This window comes from Paenibacillus sp. FSL K6-2524, assembly GCF_038005525.1.
Classification (GTDB): Bacteria; Bacillota; Bacilli; order Paenibacillales; family Paenibacillaceae; genus Fontibacillus; species Fontibacillus anaericanus.
Genome location: NZ_JBBOSP010000001.1, coordinates 1978819 through 1997950 on the forward strand (window position 1 = coordinate 1978819; position 19132 = coordinate 1997950).

Annotated in this window: 16 protein-coding genes and 1 pseudogene; 13 read left to right on the forward strand and 4 right to left on the reverse strand. The window is 37.7% G+C overall.

Annotated features, from left to right (window positions below; translation table 11 throughout):
* Positions 1 to 128 precede the first annotated feature (128 nt).
* The 3 genes from NST85_RS08750 (at position 129) to NST85_RS08760 (ending at position 2974) form a co-directional block, all read left to right on the forward strand.
* Positions 129 to 833 (forward strand): restriction endonuclease, encoded by a 705-nt coding sequence (locus NST85_RS08750; RefSeq protein ID WP_341189087.1) that lies wholly within the window; start codon positions 129 to 131, stop codon positions 831 to 833.
* 260 nt (positions 834 to 1093) lie between these two features.
* A complete protein-coding gene (locus tag NST85_RS08755) occupies positions 1094 to 2404 on the forward strand; it encodes a competence protein CoiA family protein (protein ID WP_341189088.1) in 1311 nt (436 codons plus the stop codon).
* A gap of 33 nt (positions 2405 to 2437) precedes the next feature.
* The gene (locus tag NST85_RS08760) at positions 2438 to 2974 is read left to right on the forward strand and encodes a DUF3267 domain-containing protein (RefSeq protein WP_341189089.1); all 537 of its coding nucleotides are present in this window, start codon (positions 2438 to 2440) and stop codon (positions 2972 to 2974) included.
* Here NST85_RS08760 and NST85_RS08765 read toward each other — a convergent pair.
* Complete coding sequence (locus NST85_RS08765) at positions 2933 to 3349, reverse strand: hypothetical protein (protein ID WP_341189090.1); 417 nt, start codon at positions 3347 to 3349, stop codon at positions 2933 to 2935. The genes NST85_RS08760 and NST85_RS08765 overlap by 42 nt on opposite strands.
* The gene (locus NST85_RS08770) at positions 3339 to 3638 is read right to left on the reverse strand and encodes a hypothetical protein (protein ID WP_341189091.1); all 300 of its coding nucleotides are present in this window, start codon (positions 3636 to 3638) and stop codon (positions 3339 to 3341) included. Before NST85_RS08770 ends, NST85_RS08765 begins: the two co-directional genes overlap by 11 nt.
* A gap of 119 nt (positions 3639 to 3757) precedes the next feature.
* Here NST85_RS08770 and NST85_RS08775 point away from each other — a divergent pair, with 119 nt between their 5' ends.
* The 9 genes from NST85_RS08775 to NST85_RS08815 all read left to right on the forward strand — a co-directional run bounded on the left by NST85_RS08775 (position 3758) and on the right by NST85_RS08815 (position 15483).
* On the forward strand, positions 3758 to 4504 hold the full coding sequence (locus NST85_RS08775; protein ID WP_341189092.1) for a DUF6946 family protein: 747 nt from the start codon (positions 3758 to 3760) through the stop codon (positions 4502 to 4504).
* Between the two features lie 28 nt (positions 4505 to 4532).
* Positions 4533 to 5588 carry a hypothetical protein gene (locus NST85_RS08780; RefSeq protein WP_341189093.1) on the forward strand — a complete coding sequence of 352 codons (1056 nt, stop codon included), beginning with the start codon at positions 4533 to 4535 and terminating at the stop codon, positions 5586 to 5588.
* A gap of 161 nt (positions 5589 to 5749) precedes the next feature.
* Positions 5750 to 7450 (forward strand): hypothetical protein, encoded by a 1701-nt coding sequence (locus NST85_RS08785; protein ID WP_341189094.1) that lies wholly within the window; start codon positions 5750 to 5752, stop codon positions 7448 to 7450.
* 11 nt (positions 7451 to 7461) lie between these two features.
* Positions 7462 to 8625 (forward strand): hypothetical protein, encoded by a 1164-nt coding sequence (locus NST85_RS08790; RefSeq protein ID WP_341189095.1) that lies wholly within the window; start codon positions 7462 to 7464, stop codon positions 8623 to 8625.
* A complete protein-coding gene (locus tag NST85_RS08795; RefSeq protein WP_341189096.1) occupies positions 8622 to 9731 on the forward strand; it encodes an AAA family ATPase in 1110 nt (369 codons plus the stop codon). Before NST85_RS08790 ends, NST85_RS08795 begins: the two co-directional genes overlap by 4 nt.
* 229 nt (positions 9732 to 9960) lie before the next feature.
* Positions 9961 to 12321 (forward strand): EcoAI/FtnUII family type I restriction enzme subunit R, encoded by a 2361-nt coding sequence (gene hsdR, locus NST85_RS08800; protein WP_341189097.1) that lies wholly within the window; start codon positions 9961 to 9963, stop codon positions 12319 to 12321.
* 32 nt (positions 12322 to 12353) lie between these two features.
* A complete protein-coding gene (locus NST85_RS08805) occupies positions 12354 to 13823 on the forward strand; it encodes a class I SAM-dependent DNA methyltransferase (RefSeq protein WP_341189098.1) in 1470 nt (489 codons plus the stop codon).
* Position 13824: 1 nt separating this feature from the next.
* Positions 13825 to 15249, forward strand: a complete 1425-nt coding sequence (locus NST85_RS08810) for a restriction endonuclease subunit S (protein ID WP_341189099.1) — start codon at positions 13825 to 13827, stop codon at positions 15247 to 15249.
* An 87-nt stretch (positions 15250 to 15336) separates the two neighbouring features.
* Entirely contained in the window at positions 15337 to 15483 is a 147-nt protein-coding gene (locus tag NST85_RS08815) for a hypothetical protein (RefSeq protein WP_341189100.1), read from the forward strand.
* A gap of 224 nt (positions 15484 to 15707) precedes the next feature.
* On the opposite strand, the pseudogene NST85_RS08820 reads toward NST85_RS08815, so the two are convergent.
* Positions 15708 to 16520: pseudogene (locus tag NST85_RS08820) on the reverse strand (SpoVR family protein); the annotation flags it as partial.
* 41 nt (positions 16521 to 16561) lie between these two features.
* A complete protein-coding gene (gene yhbH, locus NST85_RS08825; protein WP_127192368.1) occupies positions 16562 to 17725 on the reverse strand; it encodes a sporulation protein YhbH in 1164 nt (387 codons plus the stop codon).
* A 274-nt stretch (positions 17726 to 17999) separates the two neighbouring features.
* Between yhbH and NST85_RS08830 the strand changes: the two genes are divergently transcribed.
* Entirely contained in the window at positions 18000 to 19085 is a 1086-nt protein-coding gene (locus NST85_RS08830; protein WP_246054076.1) for a zinc-dependent alcohol dehydrogenase, read from the forward strand.
* Positions 19086 to 19132 lie beyond the last annotated feature (47 nt).

A 19132-nucleotide genomic window follows, 5' to 3' on the forward strand; every position in this document is an offset into this window, starting at 1 on the left:
TTCTAATCCCCCTCTGTTCAATGATTGGTTTGTTAATATCTATGGCGAAGTCCGCTCAGTTATGTTGTCCATTGCATCAAATCGGCTATATGTGGGGAATAATACTATCCCGTTAGGGAGGTATTACAATGGCAAGAAGAAGACGACGCGGCAGATCTTACAGAAACAAAAGAGGAAGATCAGAAGTGATTTTGGTATTGATAGCATTTCTGATATTTGTAGCTTTCAGCATAATAAAGGCTATTGTATTGGCCATTCAAAATATAGAAGTATATTTCTTAAAGCAAAATGCGCTGATACAAACGGTATTTGTTATTGCAATGATTAGTTTGTGTTTGTTAACTGTTTGGATTGTTTTTGAAGTGAAAAATAAAAGAAAAGCAGAACTCATTCGCCTTCAAATGGAACGTAAACATGAAGAGAGAAGGAATATATTACGTAAGAGAAATTTGGATTATCTAAAAAACATGTGTCCTTTTGAATTTGAAGAATATATGGCAAGTGTATTTCGTTGTGCTGGGTTTGTCAGCGAAGTAACTAAGCGTACTGGAGATGGTGGTAAAGACATTATTCTTCGAAGTAATGGGGAAGTACGATTAGTGGAGTGTAAAAGATACACATCTCCTAAGGTAGGTAGACCAGATATTCAAAAGTTCCACAGCGCGATGATTGATTTCAATGCAGTTGAAGGATTCTATATAACAACAGGTGAATTCACTAAGCAGGCATTAGAATGTGCAGAAAACAAATCGATTCTAACCGTAAATGGTGAACAACTACTGAATCTAATCGAACAGTATGTTGGATTTGAAACAGAGGTTCTTGAATATTGAGTTCAAGAGCTTCTTTTTGTTGTGTGTGGTGATTCCGAGGCATGTATAAAATCTAGCTAAATTAGCTTCTATGAGTTTGAAACCCCATGGAGTATGATCTCGTTCTCTATTTACCATTATGGACAGCTTTCGTAAATAGCGTCTTAGGTTTCTGGGTTTAACATACAAGTGTACATTTAGTGAATTAAACTAAATAATGGAGGAATCGCCTCGAATACTGTAGAATATGCTCTCATTCTGATTAGACAGGAGTGCTGACAATGGATATTGCCATGTATGAGGGGAAGCTTCTAAATATCACATCAGAGCTAAGCAGATATGCAGAAAGTGAAAAGGAGAGGGTAATTGACAAATTCAAAAAGGCGGCCGAGAAGAAGGCCATGACCTGCCCATACTGCCATGAGCAGTTGCTGCTTCGAGCAGGAGAAATCCGTGATATTCATTTTGCACATCTTAGCGGTAAGACCTGTCAGGAATCAAAGGCTTACGATACATACAACAGGCAGACGGCTCGTGAAAGCCAGAAGCATACCGTAATTAAAGAAATCATTTATAACGAACTGAAGGGGCAGGAATTGATCCGTCCCGACTTAAAGGTAGAGTACGGTTATAAAGAAAAGGCCACAGAAAAATGGAGTCAATATCCTGACATTTACGTTAACAAGAATGGCCGTGAATTTGCAGTCTCAATCATTACAAATGTGCACCAAATCGGTGATCAAAAAGTAGTTAAAGCGATAAATTCTCGAAATAAATATTTTGTAGGTAAAGGGCTTGAGACGATCTGGTTTGTGGAGGACAGGGAACTGGCGGACGATTATGAGCATAGGGTGCTACATCTATGGGAAGCTGAGTATGGACTTGCAATAAAAACAGAAGAGGACCACAAATGGGACAAGCTGCTTCAAGAGCTATACGAGGAGTTTCCAGAATACAATCTCTATACTTTATTTGGCTATAATGCTCACGGTACAATAAAGAGCGACGTCAGAAGCCTTTATTACGTCCATTCTGTTGGTGATGAAATCACTTTCTCTGTATACCGATTAATCCTGGATCTAATGCGATCGCCGTTTCGGGCCTTCGCGTTAACCAAAGGATATCGAATGAATATTTCGCAGGCCCTAGTCATTAGGGATGAAATTCTGCTCAGCGATAAGGAACAAGAGGATAGAGACCGAACAGAGTTTGCAAATCAGGTACTTCTCCAAATTGATGCTATTCAAAGGGAAGCCTCACTTAGGGACCAGCATACTGGTGCGGATAATGATCAAATGGAGAAAGGGTACAATTATTCAGAATTGACTCGGCAGACGATTAAAGAGGCTGCTGCAACTACAGCCTACTCTCCAGACTTTGATGTAGTAGCATCTATAGCAAACTTGAAAATTCTGACGATTGCTCCGTATGAAGCAGAATCGCTTTATTGGTTCTTGAAACGACATAAGGCCGAGCTGGGCGATTATGGTTTGACTTGGCTTGAGATTAAAAAGTGGGTTCTTTATGCGTTAGGGAGAGTAAATGATCCAAAGATACGTAAATGGCTCGTTGATATTGAAGAAATAAAGTAATCAAGAGATAGTTGATTAAAGGAGCGGGCGGTTATGATCCTGTGGTTTCGACACTTACCACAATTAAGTATAGACATGTCAAAATGGCACCCTTTTATACAGAATCATTGGTTTCGGAATCACTATATGAAGTTTGTTTATCTACTACAAGTTATCATCCTTCTAATTCCCAATTTCATGGGAGGGTGGCTCCCTCATATCAATACATTCATTCTTATGTTAGCAGGGGTAATGGTTTTCGTTCTTCATGAAATCCTTCACATCATGGTAATTATCAAAAAAGGGGATATTAGCTTAACGTTTAAAGGCATATTTTTCTGGATACATACAGATGCAATTTTATCCAAAGCAAGATTTTGGGTATTTATGAGCCTGCCTTTTGTTACATTGTCGATGTTGCCGTTCATTTTGTCATTTGTATCATCCGAAGATATAAAGAGCATCTTATTATTTGTAAGTTGGATAAATACCTTGATTTCTGCCTCTGATATTATTAATTCGTTTTTAATAGCTATTAAACCGAAAAATTCAGAATTTCGCAGAGGTTTTTACCGCTTGAAGCAGCATTGAGGGGACTACTTGGAATGCAAATAGCCCAACCATAGTTGATTTTCTGGCTGGGCTATTCGTCGTCAGGATCGATGCCCAGAAGATATAATGGGACAGTCCTGTATTGGCAAAATAACAAGCATCGACATACACCGTGTGAAGCTCCTCGTCAATCCTGTAAATGACGACTACGTTGCCGATCAAAGTCCAGTAGTATCCGTTGAACTCAAACCCAGGAAAGTCAGAGACTCCATCAGCTTTGTATTTCGGCTCATCGGCCAAGACAGATTTAGAGCGTCTGAAGACGTTCATGGGGTCTACTTTATATTCCTTCATTCTGGCAAGAGCTACCCGAGCGTAAGTGGTCCAGAGAACCTTATAACGGTCAGACTTCATTCTGGACCTCTTTCAGTAATTGTGCAAACTCATCTTCGCTCTCACTGTATGTTGAAATCCCATTCTCTCGGTCATGCTTGGCCTGACGAAGCTGGTATAGAACATCTTCATCTTTGAAAATGACGGATATCATTCTTTTCTTCTGTTCGTCAGAAAATACAGGTTCATCTTTCCTCTGAAGCGTAACATTAAATCCGAAATTATCCTCGATCAATTGCACCAGATCTTTAAGTTCAACATAAGCTTTGCCCTGAAAGCTTTGCTCCAATTGTTCCTTGGAAATGGACATTTCATTCACCGCCTTTTGCTCATTATAACATAAACCAATAGCAATCTAATTGTGTTAAGATTACATTAATTAACATCTGCGAGTCCAAATGAAAACTAAATTCTTTGAGGAGATGCAAAATGGAAATAAAAAATCGATCTGGATTAAATATTTCTAATTTGACGGACTGGTTTCAACATGCTCCTCCAGCAAAAGGTGAAGCACATTGGATAGATGGTAGAAGTGCGAAGGAACTTGCAAAGTCATGGATTAATTCTGGTGAACCTAAGGTTCCTGGGGAGTTGGAACGGTTGTTAGACTCACATCAAGATACTAAAGGTGTTATTGCCGAGATAGCCATACCTGAGTGCGAAACTAAATTGGATGCCTTCAACGGCAGTGGGCGTAAACATGATTTGATTGTATATGGAAAAACATCTGTCAATAAAATATTAATTTCTATCGAAGCGAAAGCTGATGAACCATTCGGAGAAGTTATCTCTAATCTGATCAAAAGATATTCAACCAATCCAAGAACAAAAGTACCTGAACGAATAAAGCAATTAGGTCTTTCTGTTTTTGGTTATAGGGAATTTGGACATATCCGTTATCAGTTACTTCACGCCGTTGCTGGAACATTAATAGAGGCCCGCATAAACAACTGCGATCAGGCCGTATTTGTTGTTCATGAGTTCGTACCATCGGGAATACACTCGAAAAAATCGAAACAAAACAATGAAGATTTTCAGACGTTTGTTGAGCTTCTTACGGGTACACCATTAATTGAAGGACAACTCATTGGCCCTATCAAAGTAATTGGTGGTACTAATATTCCAAGCAACATTCCATTGTATATTGGAAAAATTGAATCAGCCATAGAAATTTAATATCAAAATAACAGAGAGGACTGATTCAATGAAAATAGAAATCGGAGAATCCTTGATGCTCTCATGGCTGAGACATGCAAAGAATTGTCAGCTTGTTCAGTTGAACTGGAAGCCATCGGTGAAGTCTTGGGAAATTCATAACGAAGCTGTCGTCGAAAGTATGATGAAAGATTCAGACCAGTATTTTAAACAGAAATACAGCCTTGATTTGTTTAAACAGAACAGTTCATTCTCCCAACTACTCCAACAAGCGGAGATTGATGCTTTGGGTATGGAAGTTGGAGGGCTAAATGGTGTTGAGAGTATATACGGAATAGATGTAGCTTTTCATGAGTATGGCTTGAATTACGGCTCAAAAGAAGAAACAATTTCCAGAGTACTGAAGAAAATGATTCGCACTGCTATGGCGATTCATGGGTATTTCAATTTGAATGCTGGAAATATTATATTTGCTGCTCCAAAAATATATGGTGCAATAAGTGAACCGCTGCAACTCTACATAGCCGAACTCCAGGAGCTGTTCCATGCAAAAGGTTTAGATTTTCGTTTTGAGCTTCTGTGCAATGAAGACTTCAAGGACAAAATCTTCAATGTGGTTACAGCCTTATCCAATTCTGTGTCTGATACTTCGGAGCTGTTTATGCGAAGTATACAAATGTATAATCTTTTCGCGGAGGATAAGCAGAGTATAGGGCAGTCGATAAGCAAGTTTAAGATTAAGAAAATGCCAGCCGATTTTAAAGGATCTGAGGAAATAAAGATTGGTGCTTTTGTTAAATCCAGTTTTGAACGCTTGATTGCGAATGATGTATTAACTGTGCAAGAGATTGAGCGGTTGCAGCGGTTAGACTATGCCAAAAGAACCTTCAACATCACGTACCCCATATTGAAGAAGGTCGACCCAACCTGTTCCTTGACCGAACAGCGGAATATAAATGGACGTCCAAGATTCTACGCTGATCCGTATTCGATCTATGGATATGATTATCTATTATGTAATCATTGGGTGGAGAACCTCAGCAGAAGTTATTTCGATGCCTGGCTTAGACGTATTGATGAGATCAATTATCGGGACTCAACTTGAGTCCTTATTTTTTTATACTCTCCTTGTATTTAGACATGTTATTATGGACTTAGGAATATTTTCCTATGCATCATTTTACATTTTAAAAATAAATCATCCAGAGGTGAATGGTATGAGTAATAGCAATTTCACTTTTTGGGGGAGTCCTTCTGTAGATTAGTATGATTATAAAAATATATTTGGAAGGACTGTTTGAATCTGTGGCTAATAAAAATGAAATCCTAAATATTGAAATTAATAATATAGAAACTGACTTTGATTTTGAAGAAATTGAAGGTTTTTTATCAAAACAGTTAGAAGAAAGCTTTTCTGATTTAGAGCTACTGGAAGGTGATAGAGAAAAATTATCTGATCCTGATTCTTTAGGAAAAATAGTCTTGGATGAGGTTTGGAAACAGTTTGGGAATCAAATTGGTCTCGACATGACTAATGAAACATTAATTCAAAAATATGATAGAGAGCATCCTGAAGAGTATAAGGATATTGCCGATTCCGTTATGCAAGATAAACGATACAAAGATGCCAATAAGGCAATGAAGGAGCAACAAAAAACTGGAAATTTGAAGGATGAGTACACAGGAAAAGACTTGAAACTTGGAGAAACGGCTAATTTAGATCATGTCGTATCAAGAAAAGAGCTATTCGATAATCAAAGAAGGAAGCAAGCAAATTTAGATGTAGCTAACCTTGCCAACAAAGAGGAAAACCTAAAGCCGACAAACGAATCTTTAAATAAAAGTAAAGGTGCCAAGAGTAACAAAGAGTATACAGAAACCCGTGAGACTAGGGAAAAATCTCTGATTGAACAAAACGAAAAGGCAAATAAAAAGATTGATGAATCAAATATGTCCGATGCTGATAAACGTTGGCAAAAAGAAGAAAATAACAAACGTTTTAACAATAAAATTGCTGCTGATGACGATCTTATGATGAAAGCTGATAACGGAGCAAGAAAAGCAATTAATAAAGATATTCGATTGGATGCAGCTAAAGAAGTAGGGAAAAAAGCTGGAAAAGATGCTTTGAAGACAATGGCTATCTCAGCGCTTTTTACGTTGTTGAAAGAAATCATGAATGGTTTAATCCGTTTTTTCAAGGAAAAGTCTAAGTCACTTAATGGGTTCTTATCTAAAATGAAGGAATCGATAAGATCATTCTTCTCCAAAATATTCAGTGTTTTTCAGACGGGAACATCAACATTAATCGGAACAATTGTATCTGAAATTTTTGGACCTATTGTAAGTATTTTTAAGAAGCTATCAAGTTTAATTAAACAAGGGATATCGTCTGTTGTTGAAGCCGTTAATTTTCTTCGAGATAAGAAAAATAAGGAAAAACCTTTGTCCGTAAAGGTAGCACTAGTTGGAAAAATAATAACAGTTGGATTAGTTGGTGGTAGTGCGATTTTCTTAGGAGAGGTTTTTGAAAAAATCTTATTTACTACAGTTCCTGGAATGCAAATTGAGATCCCACTGATTGGTACTCTTGCGAATATGATTGGTTTATTTTTATCAAGCTTAGTGTCTGGATTAGTAGGCGCAATAGTACTAAACCTTATCGATAAATTTATCTCCAGAAAGGCAAAACAAGAAATTGATCAGCAAATTATTAATAAGAAAAATAAGATTATGAATCTTCAGCAAGTACAACTGTTTGCAACTGAAAGTCTTGTAGCAGCAAGTAAAGAAAATGTTATGAGCGAAATTTCAGAGAATCACGCATTAGCAAAAGAAGTAATGCGACAATCGCTTAATAAGATATTTGATGGAGATCAGACTAATGTTTCTATAAATACTGACAGTATTAGTAATAATCAGAGTGATTTAGTTCAAATGCAGAAAGATTTAGAAGACTTACTTTGAGGTGATCAGAAATGTCAATTAAAACCGAAAGAAAGCAAAATCAAAATATTATCCAGGTAGGCACTATGAATAACAGCACCAATGATTTCAATAAAAAGAAAAATGAATTAAAGGCATTTAGTGAAAACTTACCTAAAGAAGAGATTTTACCTAGTGTTCCAGGTTCGGGAGGGCTTTTTGGGTGGTTTGATTATAAGGTAACAGGTAGTGACCTAAATACGCTTACTCAAAATATTCAGGAGAAAATGATTAAACAGAATCAAGTTCTTGTTAGAACAATTAAAGAATTTAACACTATTTATGATACATTTTCCGCATTAGATAAAGAATATATTAATGGGATTTTAATCTCACTGAAAGTAGCTGAAGAAGCTAACGCAAAAGCATTAAAAGGAATCGAAGGCGTTCAAATACACCAAAATGAAATCAAACAAATTATTGATCAGCAGAAACAGGTCATTCTGGTTTTGAAAAAATTCAAAGAGAAAATTGAAAAGATCGAACACTTGACTGATGTTGATACAATTTTTTGGGACCTTTCGGCAATAGAGAGTAACCTTAAATTACTCGAAACCAAGGTTGAAACTCAAAATCTTTCATTAGCTGATCTGACCGATGAAATGAAATCATTGGTATCTTCGCAGTCAGTTTTTCTAAATGATCTTAATTACCTAAAAGAAAGTCAATTTGAACAATTTCAAGCAGTAAAACAACTTGTTTCAAATCAAAATGAAAATATATCTAAAATCGAAGCATTAAGTACAGAAAACAAGACTAACATCGAAGCTCTAAATAAAAAAAATGATATTCATAAAGAGAAACTCAATGATATAAAACGATTAATTCAGGATGAAATCCAGATCTTATCTGAAAAAGTTGCTCAAAAGAATTCTGAGTTTGATGCCAAATTGGATTCAACTATTAACGAGTTCACAACAAACAAGAGGAATTTTGAAGATGATATTAAGAAACTCAATGTTGGAATCGAGCAACAAGCAGAAAGTATATCTACATATCTTAAATCTGAATTGTCAGGGGCAAAAAATGAAGTTGCAGAGCTTAATCTGGTGGCAAGGAACTTATCAAAAGCATTGAAGATTACTCAAGTTATTTCATTTATTAGTATCACTATAATATGTGTTCTATTAGTTTTGATAATAAGTGGGGTTTTATGATGATTTCAGAGAATTACAAATACCAGCTAATTAAAGAAACTAAGCAGTTAGATGTTTTCTTGGGACAAACATCTGATTTTGAACGATTAGTTCGAGAAATAACTGATGAACAAAATGATAGGGCTGTATTAGAGTTAATCAAAAACTTAGGTATCTTAACTAAGAAACAATCCTTACCTAACATGGAACAAAAGCAAGAAAAAATTGTTGAGATGTTATATAAGTATCTTGGAGCATCAAAAGTTGATGGAATTTTCCAGGACTTAAAAGAGTCGTCCAATGTCTCACTAGATGTGCTACTTAACCAATTAGATGAATTGGTTGGACTCGAAAATGTGAAGCAGCAAGTCCGTGATTTGATTGATTTTAATCAAGTACAACATTTACGGGAGAAAAACGGACTAAAGAAGTCTAACAAAACTTTACATATGGCGTTTCTTGGAAATCCTGGTACAGCTAAAACTACAGTGGCTCGTATTGTTGGGAGAATGTACAAAGCTATCGGATTACTGAGTAAAGGTCAATTCATTGAAGCGAGCAGGACCGATTTAATTGCTGAGTATCAAGGACAAACAGCAATTAAGGTGAAAAGATTAATTAATCGTGCAAAAGGTGGAGTCCTATTTATTGATGAGGCGTATAGCATAACAGAGAATGATCATAGTGATAGTTATGGGAGAGAAAGCCTTACTGAGTTAACAAAAGCTCTCGAAGATTATCGCGATGACCTAGTTGTGATCGTAGCTGGGTATACAAATTTAATGGAGAAGTTCTTTGAATCCAATCCAGGATTAAAGTCAAGATTCAATACATTTATTTCATTCAGCGATTACTCACTCGATGAGCTTGTTCAAATATTCAATTACACTTGCAATCAAAATGATTATGTTGCCCAAGAGAATGTTATTGAAAAAGTCCGTAATGTGTTGCAAATGAAACTAAATAAAAAAGATGATCACTTTTCAAATGGCCGTCTTGTTCGGAATTTGTTTGATGATATAACGCTGAATCAATCGAAAAGACTGTCTAGGTTGACGGAGGATATTACTAAAGAATCATTAATGTTAATTACTAAAGAAGATGTTCCTCAAGATATAATATCTTAAGAAAATATAGATATGATTGTGCTTTCTAAATAAATGTTAGCTTCGCATGTAGCAGTCAATCGACTATTAATATCAAGTAGTTGATGACCTTCACGTGGTGAAGGGTTTTTATCATGGGAATAAATACCCATTAACAACAAGTTGACAGTTGCATGGTATATAATAGTGAATATCATAATTTCACGTTTGATAAGAACTCATAATTTTTACAAGTGAAAGGACTGAGCAAATGGCAAAGAGAGATTTATCTGAAGAAGATATCAAAGCCAGATATATCACTCCAGCAATCACTAATGCAGGATGGGAATTAAAAAAACAAATTCGTCTAGAATATGCATTTACGGCTGGGAGAATCATACTACGTGGAAACATCACTACCAGAGGCAAGAGGAAAAGGGCGGATTATGTTCTGTTCTATAAGAACAACTTTCCTCTGGCTGTCATTGAAGCAAAGGCTAATAATCATCCAGTCGGTGCAGGTTTGCAGCAAGGCATTGTCTATGCAAAGGCACTCGACATTTATTATGTATATGCTTCCAATGGAGATGGATTTGTTGAGCAAAATTTAATTACGGGTGAAGTGAAAGAACTAAGCCTTGAGGAGTTTCCCTCGCCAGAAGATTTATATAGAAGATACTTAAAGGATAAGAATATAACCGATACGGAAGAAAAGGTCCTTTTGGAACCTTATTATTATGTGCCTGATTACAAGACCCCCAGATATTATCAGCGCATAGCTATTAATCGAACTGTGGATGCAGTAGCAAAGGGACAAGATCGAGTATTATTGGTATGTGCCACTGGAACGGGTAAAACATTTATGGCATTTCAAATCATATACAGACTTTGGAAGGCTGGTTTAAAAAAGAAGATATTATTTTTAGCGGACAGAAATGTATTGGTAGACCAAACGATATCAGGTGATTTCAAGCCATTTGGCGGCAAAATGACAAAGGTAGAGAAAAGAACCCTAGACAGTTCTTATGAGATTTATCTTGCTCTATATCAGCAGCTTTCAGGGGATGAGGGAGAAGAAAGCTATTTGCAATTCCAACCGAATTTCTTCGATCTGATTGTTATAGATGAGTGTCATAGAGGCAGTGCGAAAGAGGATTCTGCATGGAGAAAAATTCTAGATTACTTTTCTTCAGCCACTCATGTAGGATGTACTGCTACACCTATTGAAACGAAGGAAACCTCAAGCCAAACTTACTTTGGCGAGCCTATTTATGAGTATTCTTTAAAGCAGGGGATTGATGATGGTTTTTTAGCCCCATATAAGGTGATAAGAATCGGCCTTGATAAAGACCTTGAAGGGTATCGACCAGAGAGTGGGAAAGTCGATAAACATGGCTATGAAATCGAGGATAGAGAATATAATGTCAAGGATTACGACAGAACCTTGGTTATTGATGACAGAACGAGGGTAATTGCGGCCAAGATTACAGAGTTTTTAAGGAAGACCGACAGATACAGCAAGACGATTGTTTTCTGTGTAGATATTGAGCATGCAATGCGAATGCAACAAGCCTTGATTAACGCAAACAAAGATTTGTATGCTGCAAATGATAAATATATCATGCGTATAACAGGGGATAATGACGAGGGAAAAGCGCAACTGGAATATTTTATTGATGAAGAAAGTACATACCCTGTTATTGCAGTTACCAGCAAATTAATGACCACTGGTGTGGATGCTAAAATGTGCAAATTGATTGTGCTCGACAACAATTTTGGTGATAATGGAATGACCGAGTTTAAACAAATTATCGGAAGAGGAACAAGGCTTCTAGAAGAATACGGAAAGACATATTTCACAATCATGGATTTTCGTAATGCCAGTAGATTATTTGCTGATCCAGCATTTGATGGAAAGCCAGAAGTAGTAATAGACATCAATGGAGATGAGCCAATAATCGAGCCAATTGTAGATAGTTCTGATGAAACTGAGAGTTACACTAATGCAGGTGGCGTTATGGAAACAAGAGGAGATTACAATACGGATGGTTTTGATGATAATGACAAACCTAAAAAGTATTATATTGGTGATGTTGTCGTAAAGGTCCTTTCAGAGAGGGTTCAATATCTGGATAAGGACGGTAAGCTGATTACTGAGAGTCTTATAGATTATACTAAGAAAAATATCCTGCAACAGTACGCAAGGCTTGATGATTTTCTTAGAACATGGACAGAAGCTCAAAAAAAACAAGCCATCATTGAAGAATTAAGAGATGAAGGCGTTTTGCTGGATGCGGTAAGAGAAGAATTGGGCAAAACAGAACTGGATGATTTCGATTTAATCTGTCATTTAGCCTATGATAAACCACCTCTAACCAAAGCTGAAAGAGCAAACAACGTAAAAAAACGTCATTATCTTTATAAGTATTCTGAATTGGCACAGCAAGTATTAGAAACATTGCTTCATAAGTATGCCGATGAAGGCATTAAAGAAATTGAAGAAACCAAAGTGCTGCAACTCAAGGAATTTTCCAAATTTGGAAGTCCTATGAAAATAGTCAAAGCCTTCGGTGGAAAAGATGCTTATCAGAAGGCGGTTCAGGAATTAGAGAACGAGATTTATTACGCATAACATAAACTAACACATAAGGCAGGTAAACAAGAATGGCAGTAACCAATTTCGTTAAAAGAATTCAAGACGTTATGAGAAATGATGCAGGGATTAATGGCGATGCTCAACGGATCGAACAAATCGTCTGGATACTATTTTTAAAAATTTATGATGCAAAAGAAGAAGCATGGGAACTGTATGATGATAATTATAAATCAATTATTCCAGAAGGTTTAAAATGGAGAGATTGGGCTGTAGATGAGAAAGACGGACAAGCACTTACTGGCGATGCCTTGTTAAACTTTGTGAATAATATACTCTTTCCCACCCTTAAGAATCTTGAAATTGATGATGAAACCCCAATGAATCAGGTCATTGTGAAATATGCATTTGAAGATGCCAACAACTATCAAAAAGATGGCGTGTTACTGCGGCAAGTTATAAATATCATTGGTGAGATTGATTTTACAGAATACGAAGAACGCCACGCCTTTGGTACGATTTACGAATCTTTCCTGAAAGACCTACAGAGTGCAGGTAACGCAGGGGAGTTCTATACACCAAGAGCGGTAACCGATTTTATGGTAGAGGTGATTAAACCGACTCTAGATGATAAAATAGGAGACTTCGCTTGTGGTACGGGTGGATTCTTAGTTTCTGCTCTAAATGCTCTAGAAAAGCAGGTTGGCAACTCCCTTGAGAACAGAGAGATCTACAATAATTCTGTTTATGGAGTGGAGAAGAAGGCACTTCCGCACATCCTATGTGTTACCAACATGCTGCTTCATGATATTGACAATCCAAACATCATTCATGGTAATACGCTAGAAACGGATTACAAGGAATACAGGAAGATGGAGCAGTTCGATGTGGTTCTTATGAATCCGCCATATGGTGGTAATGAAAAGGATAGCGTTAAAGTCAATTTCCCCTCAGACCTTAGAAGCTCTGAGACTGCTGATCTGTTTATGAATATCATCATGTACAGACTCAAGAAAAATGGAAGATGTGGCATTATCATTCCAGATGGATTCCTGTTTGGTACGGATAATGCCAAAGTCAATATCAAAAAGAAATTATTCGGAGAGTTTAATCTCCACACTGTTGTGAGGTTGCCTCATAGCGTATTTGCTCCCTACACGTCGATTACAACTAATATTCTGTTCTTCGATAACACGCATCCAACAGAGGAGACTTGGTTTTATCGCCTGGATATGCCAGAAGGTTATAAGAACTTCTCGAAGACGAAACCAATGAAACTGGAGCATTTTGAACCAGCATTAAATTGGTGGGATAATCGAGAAGAAATCCAAGTCGACGGATTCCCAAAAGCCAAGAAATATACAGTTAATGAGATAGCAGCCTTGAACTATAACATTGACTTATGTGGATTTTCCCGTGAGGAAGAAGTGATTTTAGAACCAATGGATTTGATACATCAGTATCAAGAAAAAAGAGCCTCACTCAATGCTGAAATCGATCATGTACTAGAGCAGATTACTTCTATGCTTGGAGGTAATTAAGATGAATACACAGGGTTTGAGGAACAGCATACTCCAACTAGCGATACAAGGGAAGCTGGTTGAGCAAAGAGAAGAAGAGGGGACTGCGAAAGAACTGCTTAAACACATTAAGGCAGAAAAAGAGCAGTTGACAAAAAAGGGAAAGCCAATACAAGAAATCACAGAGGATGAGATCCCATTTGACATTCCTGAAAGTTGGGAATGGGTAAGGTTAGGAGAAGTTATATTATTAACATCAGGTCAAGATATGACACCGAATAAATATAACGATACAAAAGTGGGTATTCCATATTTGACAGGGGCTAGTAACATAATTGATGGTAGTCTAGTTATTAATAGATGGACAAATGAACCAAAGTCTATCGCATTGAAAGGCGACTTATTATTAACATGTAAGGGAACTGTTGGGACTACAACGATTTTGCAAGAAGATAAAGTTCATATTGCCAGACAAATCATGTCTTTAAGAACATTTATTATGGATATTGAATATATACATTTATTTATTAAAAGTTATGTAAACATTTTAAAGGCTAAAGCTAAAAGTATGATTCCTGGAATTGAAAGAAAAAATGTGCTTGAGGCAGTGATTCCTATTCCCCCACTCGAAGAACAAAAGAGAATCGTTGCCAAGATTGAAGAATTAATGCCTTATGTTGAAAAATACGGTGAAGCCCATTCTAAATTAGAGGTGTTTAATAAGAAGTTTCCAGAGGATATGTCGAAATCCATTTTGCAATATGCTATCCAAGGAAAATTGGTTGAACAGCGAGATGAAGAGGGTACTGCCGAAGCACTATATCAACAGATTCAAGAAGAAAAAGTTAAGCTGATTAAAGAGGGCAAGATTAAGAAGGAAAAACCACTGCCACCAATAACAGAGGATGAGATACCTTTTGAAATTCCAGAAACCTGGAAGTGGGTGAGGTTAAATGACATCTTACATTTTATTGATTATAGAGGCAAGACTCCAAATAAAATTAATAGTGGAGTTGTACTAATAACAGCATCAAATATTCGTAAAGGTTTTTTGGATTTTTCAAAAGAAGATTTTATTTCAGAAGCTGAATACAATGAAAGAATGTTAAGAGGAATTACAGAAAGAGGAGATATACTTTTCACAACTGAAGCACCACTTGGTAATGTAGCAATAAATACGATAGAAGTTGCTAGTTGTGGGCAAAGAGTGATTACTTTTCAACAATACGGAAAAAAGCATTTTTATAATGAATTGATTTGTTATTTTATCCAATCTCCTTTTTTTCAACAAGAATTATTAAATAATGCTACTGGAACAACAGCAAAAGGTATCAAAGCTGCTAAATTAAAGATCATTCTTGTACCACTCCCCCCACTAGCAGAACAAAAACGTATCGTTGCCAAAATAGAGGAATTAATTGCATATTGTCAACAACTAGTAAAGTAAAAGGCAATGATCTCCCCCCTCGTGTAATCATTTGTAGATACATAGGATGGATATTAATTACATTATTGTGGATATTATCTATACTAAATGAACGATGACGAGGCGGAAATTAGCCGCCTCGTATACAGGGAGAAGATCAAAGAAAAGGCGGAGAGGCAATTGAAAGAAGCATATAAAGCTGTGGTTTTGATTATTTCATTACCTCCATCTGGATTTAAGGAGCTGAGCATTTAACAGCTAAATGGACGTTAGATTGATACTTTCACCAATATCCACATATTAGTAGTTATTATTTCTGATTCATATTTGTTTAAACGAAACTTCCCTATGTGTATTCATTTGTCAGATATCCTTTGAATGCTTCAGTGCTTGATTCTGTTAATAGGCTCGCTAATGCAAAAACCCAAATATGTTCGGATAAATGAATATAAAGCTCTCCATGAACGATGTATATCATTCATGGAGAGCCTTTTTGCGTAAGCACCTTGGAGATACGAAGCCCAGCCTTCGTTCATGATCTTCGTCTCCATCTGTGGCCAGAAGTATAGCATTTCTTCGCGAAGCATGCTCATGATATCCCGCTGCCAGTCTTCCAGAATCTCCGAGTATTCCTGGATGAACCAGACGATATCTTTCTCGGGCTCCGGTGGAAAGGTAGGGGGCTTTGCCTGAGTCTCTTTATTGATAGAAGGGTTCTTAGACTCGTCGAGGGACCATAAGTCATCATACTCACTATTCGGGGGTTTACGTGGTCCCCCTTCTTTAGCCTGATTAAGTTTTTCTTCCGTTTGTCTCCGTTTATCATGCCGCCCAGGCTTGATTAGCCTTGGATCAACATGCTCTTGGATGGCCAGCACGGCATCTATGAAGGTTTCAACTGTGTTTGCTCCATAGAGCAGCTCATATTGGCTGATCCGTTCAGCCGTAGCGGACATACTTTCGACCATATCCCGATTGGTGGCAGAGAATCGCAGATTATTCTTAAAGAAATCACAGTGTGCCAATACGTGAGCGACGATCAACTTGTTCTGGATTAAGGAGTTTCCTTCCAGTAGAAAGGCATAACATGGATTGGAATTAATAACGAGTTCATAAATTTTGCTCAGCCCAAAATCGTATTGCATCTTCATTTTATTAAAGGTTTTTCCAAAGCTCCAATGGCTAAATCGCGTTGGCATACCATAAGCTCCAAAGGTATAGATGATGTCTGCCGGACAAATCTCGTATCGCATGGGGTAATAATCTAGACCAAACCCATTGGCGATTTCCATAATTTCCGCTATGGCATATTCCAGTTGCTCCAGTTCACCTTTCACAGTGCCGTGTCTCCTTCCCGCTTATGGAAAAACTGCCTCAGCGCTTTATAAACTTCACCTTTTTCTTTGATAACATAATATATAAATCGTTCTTGCTTAATATTTCGATAAGCGGACATGAGTGTACTACCTCGGTTGTATTGATTGACTTCCCCGTAACCAAACATATTACAACGTTTTAATAGCTCATCGATTAATTTGATACAGCGCTCGTTGTCGGAAGTTAGGTTATCCCCGTCGGAGAAATGGAAAGGGTAGATGTTGTAAGCGATAGGGGGGTAACGTGTATCGATAATTTCCAACGCTTTCTGGTATACAGAGGAGCAGATCGTTCCGCCACTCTCCCCGCGGTTGAAGAAATCTTCTTCACTGACTTCACGAGCCTCCGTATGATGGGCCAGAAACACAATCTCGACCTTCTCATATTGCTGGCGCAAAAATCTAGTCATCCAGAAGAAGAAACTACGTGCGCAATATTTCTCGAATGCACCCATCGATCCTGAAGTATCCATCATGGCAAGGATAACCGCGTTAGATTTCGGTATGATGATATCCTCCCAGGTTTTGTAGCGTAGGTCGTCTGGGGAGATCCCGTGGATCCCGGGAGTGCCTTCGCGGGCATTACGTCGAAGATTCTCTAGTATCGTCCGCTTCTTGTCGATGTTGGACATGAGGCCTTTTTTTCGAATGTCATTAAAGCGATAAGATACAGTCTCAAGCTCATCCTTTTCCTTCTCTTGAATGAAGGGCAACTCTAAATCGTTAAACAGCATTTCTTCCAAGTCTTCAATGTTGACTTCGGCCTCCATAAAGTCGTGACCGGGTTGATCTCCGGCTTTACCACCCTTCCCTGAGTCCTTGGGATTATCTTGGGCGAGTACGTCGCCAACCTGGCTGTCTCCATTACCCTGTCCGACATGCTTATGCTTCTGATAATTATGAATAAAGCGGTACTCCTCCAAATTGCGAAGTGGTATCTTTATGATCTTCTTCCCGTCAGACATGATGATATTTTCCTCGGTGACGAGATCCGGGAGATTCTGTCTGATAACTTCCCGCACTTTCTCTTGATGGCGCTGCTGATCCTGATATCCTTTGCGGTGCAGCGACCAATCTTCCTTCGAGACAACGAAATTATATGGTTCAGGTGAAGACGGCATGGTGGGCACCTCCCTATATGCATTACAGAGAACGGTGAGAGTGGATGTAAATAAAGTATATTCATGGAAGGGGACGATATGTGAAGAATCTGTTATGAACGTTGATTTTAAGAGGTAGTTCCAACTCAATAATTCATTTTCAGTACATATTCAGTAATTTTCAGAAATATTTTACATTCGACATTATTCCCCTTACTTCTACATTCCTCAAGTGTTAATATGGTTTTTATATATTGCGCAAACGTTTGAACAGATTGGGGAAGGAGAGAAGTAAATGAAGCTAGAACATGATTTATCGCTGAAGACACGAAGTATGGAGGCGTTGGTATGGAGTGAGCAAGGGCAATTGGAGTTATGCCTTAGAGATGAACCTCAGCTATTACGACCTACCGATGTGAAGGTAAAGATCCATATGACAGGGATCTGTGGTACGGATCTGGCAGTGATTACTGGCAAAGAGCCTGGAATTCAGAATGTTATACGTGGTCATGAAGCAGTGGGAACTGTTGTAGAAGTTGGAACAACTGTAGATAAGGTTCAGGTAGGTGACCGTGTCGTGATTGATCCTAATCGAAGTTGTAACCAATGTCGTTTTTGCAAGCAGGACAAGCAGCACCTCTGCATAGGCTTGGACGGGCAAGGAATGAGGATTTCTGGATTAAATGATGCTGGAACATTTGCCCCGTTCTTTGTAACCGATGTTCAGTTTATTCACCCACTTTCTCCTTCTATAAGCTGGGAAGCGGCTGTTTTGGTGGAACCATTAGCTTGTGTTCTCCATAACTTTCGAGAAGCAGGGGTGACTAGAGACGATACGGTATTAATTCTTGGCTCAGGGCCAATGGGGATACTTTGTCAGTTGGTAAGTAAGTATATTGGCTGTGTGACTATTGCAACAGAGAAGAATCTATATCGCTTATCGTATGCAGCTCAATTTTCAGATGATGCCTGCAAACCTGAGCAATTACAGGAAGATAGAGTGAAACCTTTACTTCATGATCGTAAATTTGATGTTGTGATTGATACTGTAGGAAATCAGATGGAGACTGCGGAGAGATGGGTTGAGCGTGGAGGACGGATTATCCCGTTTGGCATTAATGGAAAATATCAATATACGATTACACCTACTCACTATACTCAGCAGGCTATCAAAATTGTAGGAGCAGGAGAGTATCTAAACACATTTGGGGAAGCACTACAATTTGCCGAGGATCATTCAATATTAGCTGCTTTAGTTACGAAGAAATATTCTTTGCATGATTATGAGACAGCCATTCAGGAATTGGTGGGTTATGATCTTCGAACTGGAGAGACCTATGAGACGAATACTTTGAAAACGGTGTTTGTATTTGAGAAATAGAAATTGTCAGTTATGCTCTCATATTTTGCTTATTACTAAAGGGAGAT

Coding starts and splice junctions, on each gene's coding strand:
- NST85_RS08750 (WP_341189087.1), top strand. CDS start 129: ATGGCAAGAAGAAGACGACGCGGCAGATCTTACAGAAACAAAAGAGGA.
- NST85_RS08755 (WP_341189088.1), top strand. CDS start 1,094: ATGGATATTGCCATGTATGAGGGGAAGCTTCTAAATATCACATCAGAG.
- NST85_RS08760 (WP_341189089.1), top strand. CDS start 2,438: ATGATCCTGTGGTTTCGACACTTACCACAATTAAGTATAGACATGTCA.
- NST85_RS08765 (WP_341189090.1), bottom strand. CDS start 3,349: ATGAAGTCTGACCGTTATAAGGTTCTCTGGACCACTTACGCTCGGGTA.
- NST85_RS08770 (WP_341189091.1), bottom strand. CDS start 3,638: ATGTCCATTTCCAAGGAACAATTGGAGCAAAGCTTTCAGGGCAAAGCT.
- NST85_RS08775 (WP_341189092.1), top strand. CDS start 3,758: ATGGAAATAAAAAATCGATCTGGATTAAATATTTCTAATTTGACGGAC.
- NST85_RS08780 (WP_341189093.1), top strand. CDS start 4,533: ATGAAAATAGAAATCGGAGAATCCTTGATGCTCTCATGGCTGAGACAT.
- NST85_RS08785 (WP_341189094.1), top strand. CDS start 5,750: ATGATTATAAAAATATATTTGGAAGGACTGTTTGAATCTGTGGCTAAT.
- NST85_RS08790 (WP_341189095.1), top strand. CDS start 7,462: ATGTCAATTAAAACCGAAAGAAAGCAAAATCAAAATATTATCCAGGTA.
- NST85_RS08795 (WP_341189096.1), top strand. CDS start 8,622: ATGATGATTTCAGAGAATTACAAATACCAGCTAATTAAAGAAACTAAG.
- hsdR (WP_341189097.1), top strand. CDS start 9,961: ATGGCAAAGAGAGATTTATCTGAAGAAGATATCAAAGCCAGATATATC.
- NST85_RS08805 (WP_341189098.1), top strand. CDS start 12,354: ATGGCAGTAACCAATTTCGTTAAAAGAATTCAAGACGTTATGAGAAAT.
- NST85_RS08810 (WP_341189099.1), top strand. CDS start 13,825: ATGAATACACAGGGTTTGAGGAACAGCATACTCCAACTAGCGATACAA.
- NST85_RS08815 (WP_341189100.1), top strand. CDS start 15,337: ATGAACGATGACGAGGCGGAAATTAGCCGCCTCGTATACAGGGAGAAG.
- yhbH (WP_127192368.1), bottom strand. CDS start 17,725: ATGCCGTCTTCACCTGAACCATATAATTTCGTTGTCTCGAAGGAAGAT.
- NST85_RS08830 (WP_246054076.1), top strand. CDS start 18,000: ATGAAGCTAGAACATGATTTATCGCTGAAGACACGAAGTATGGAGGCG.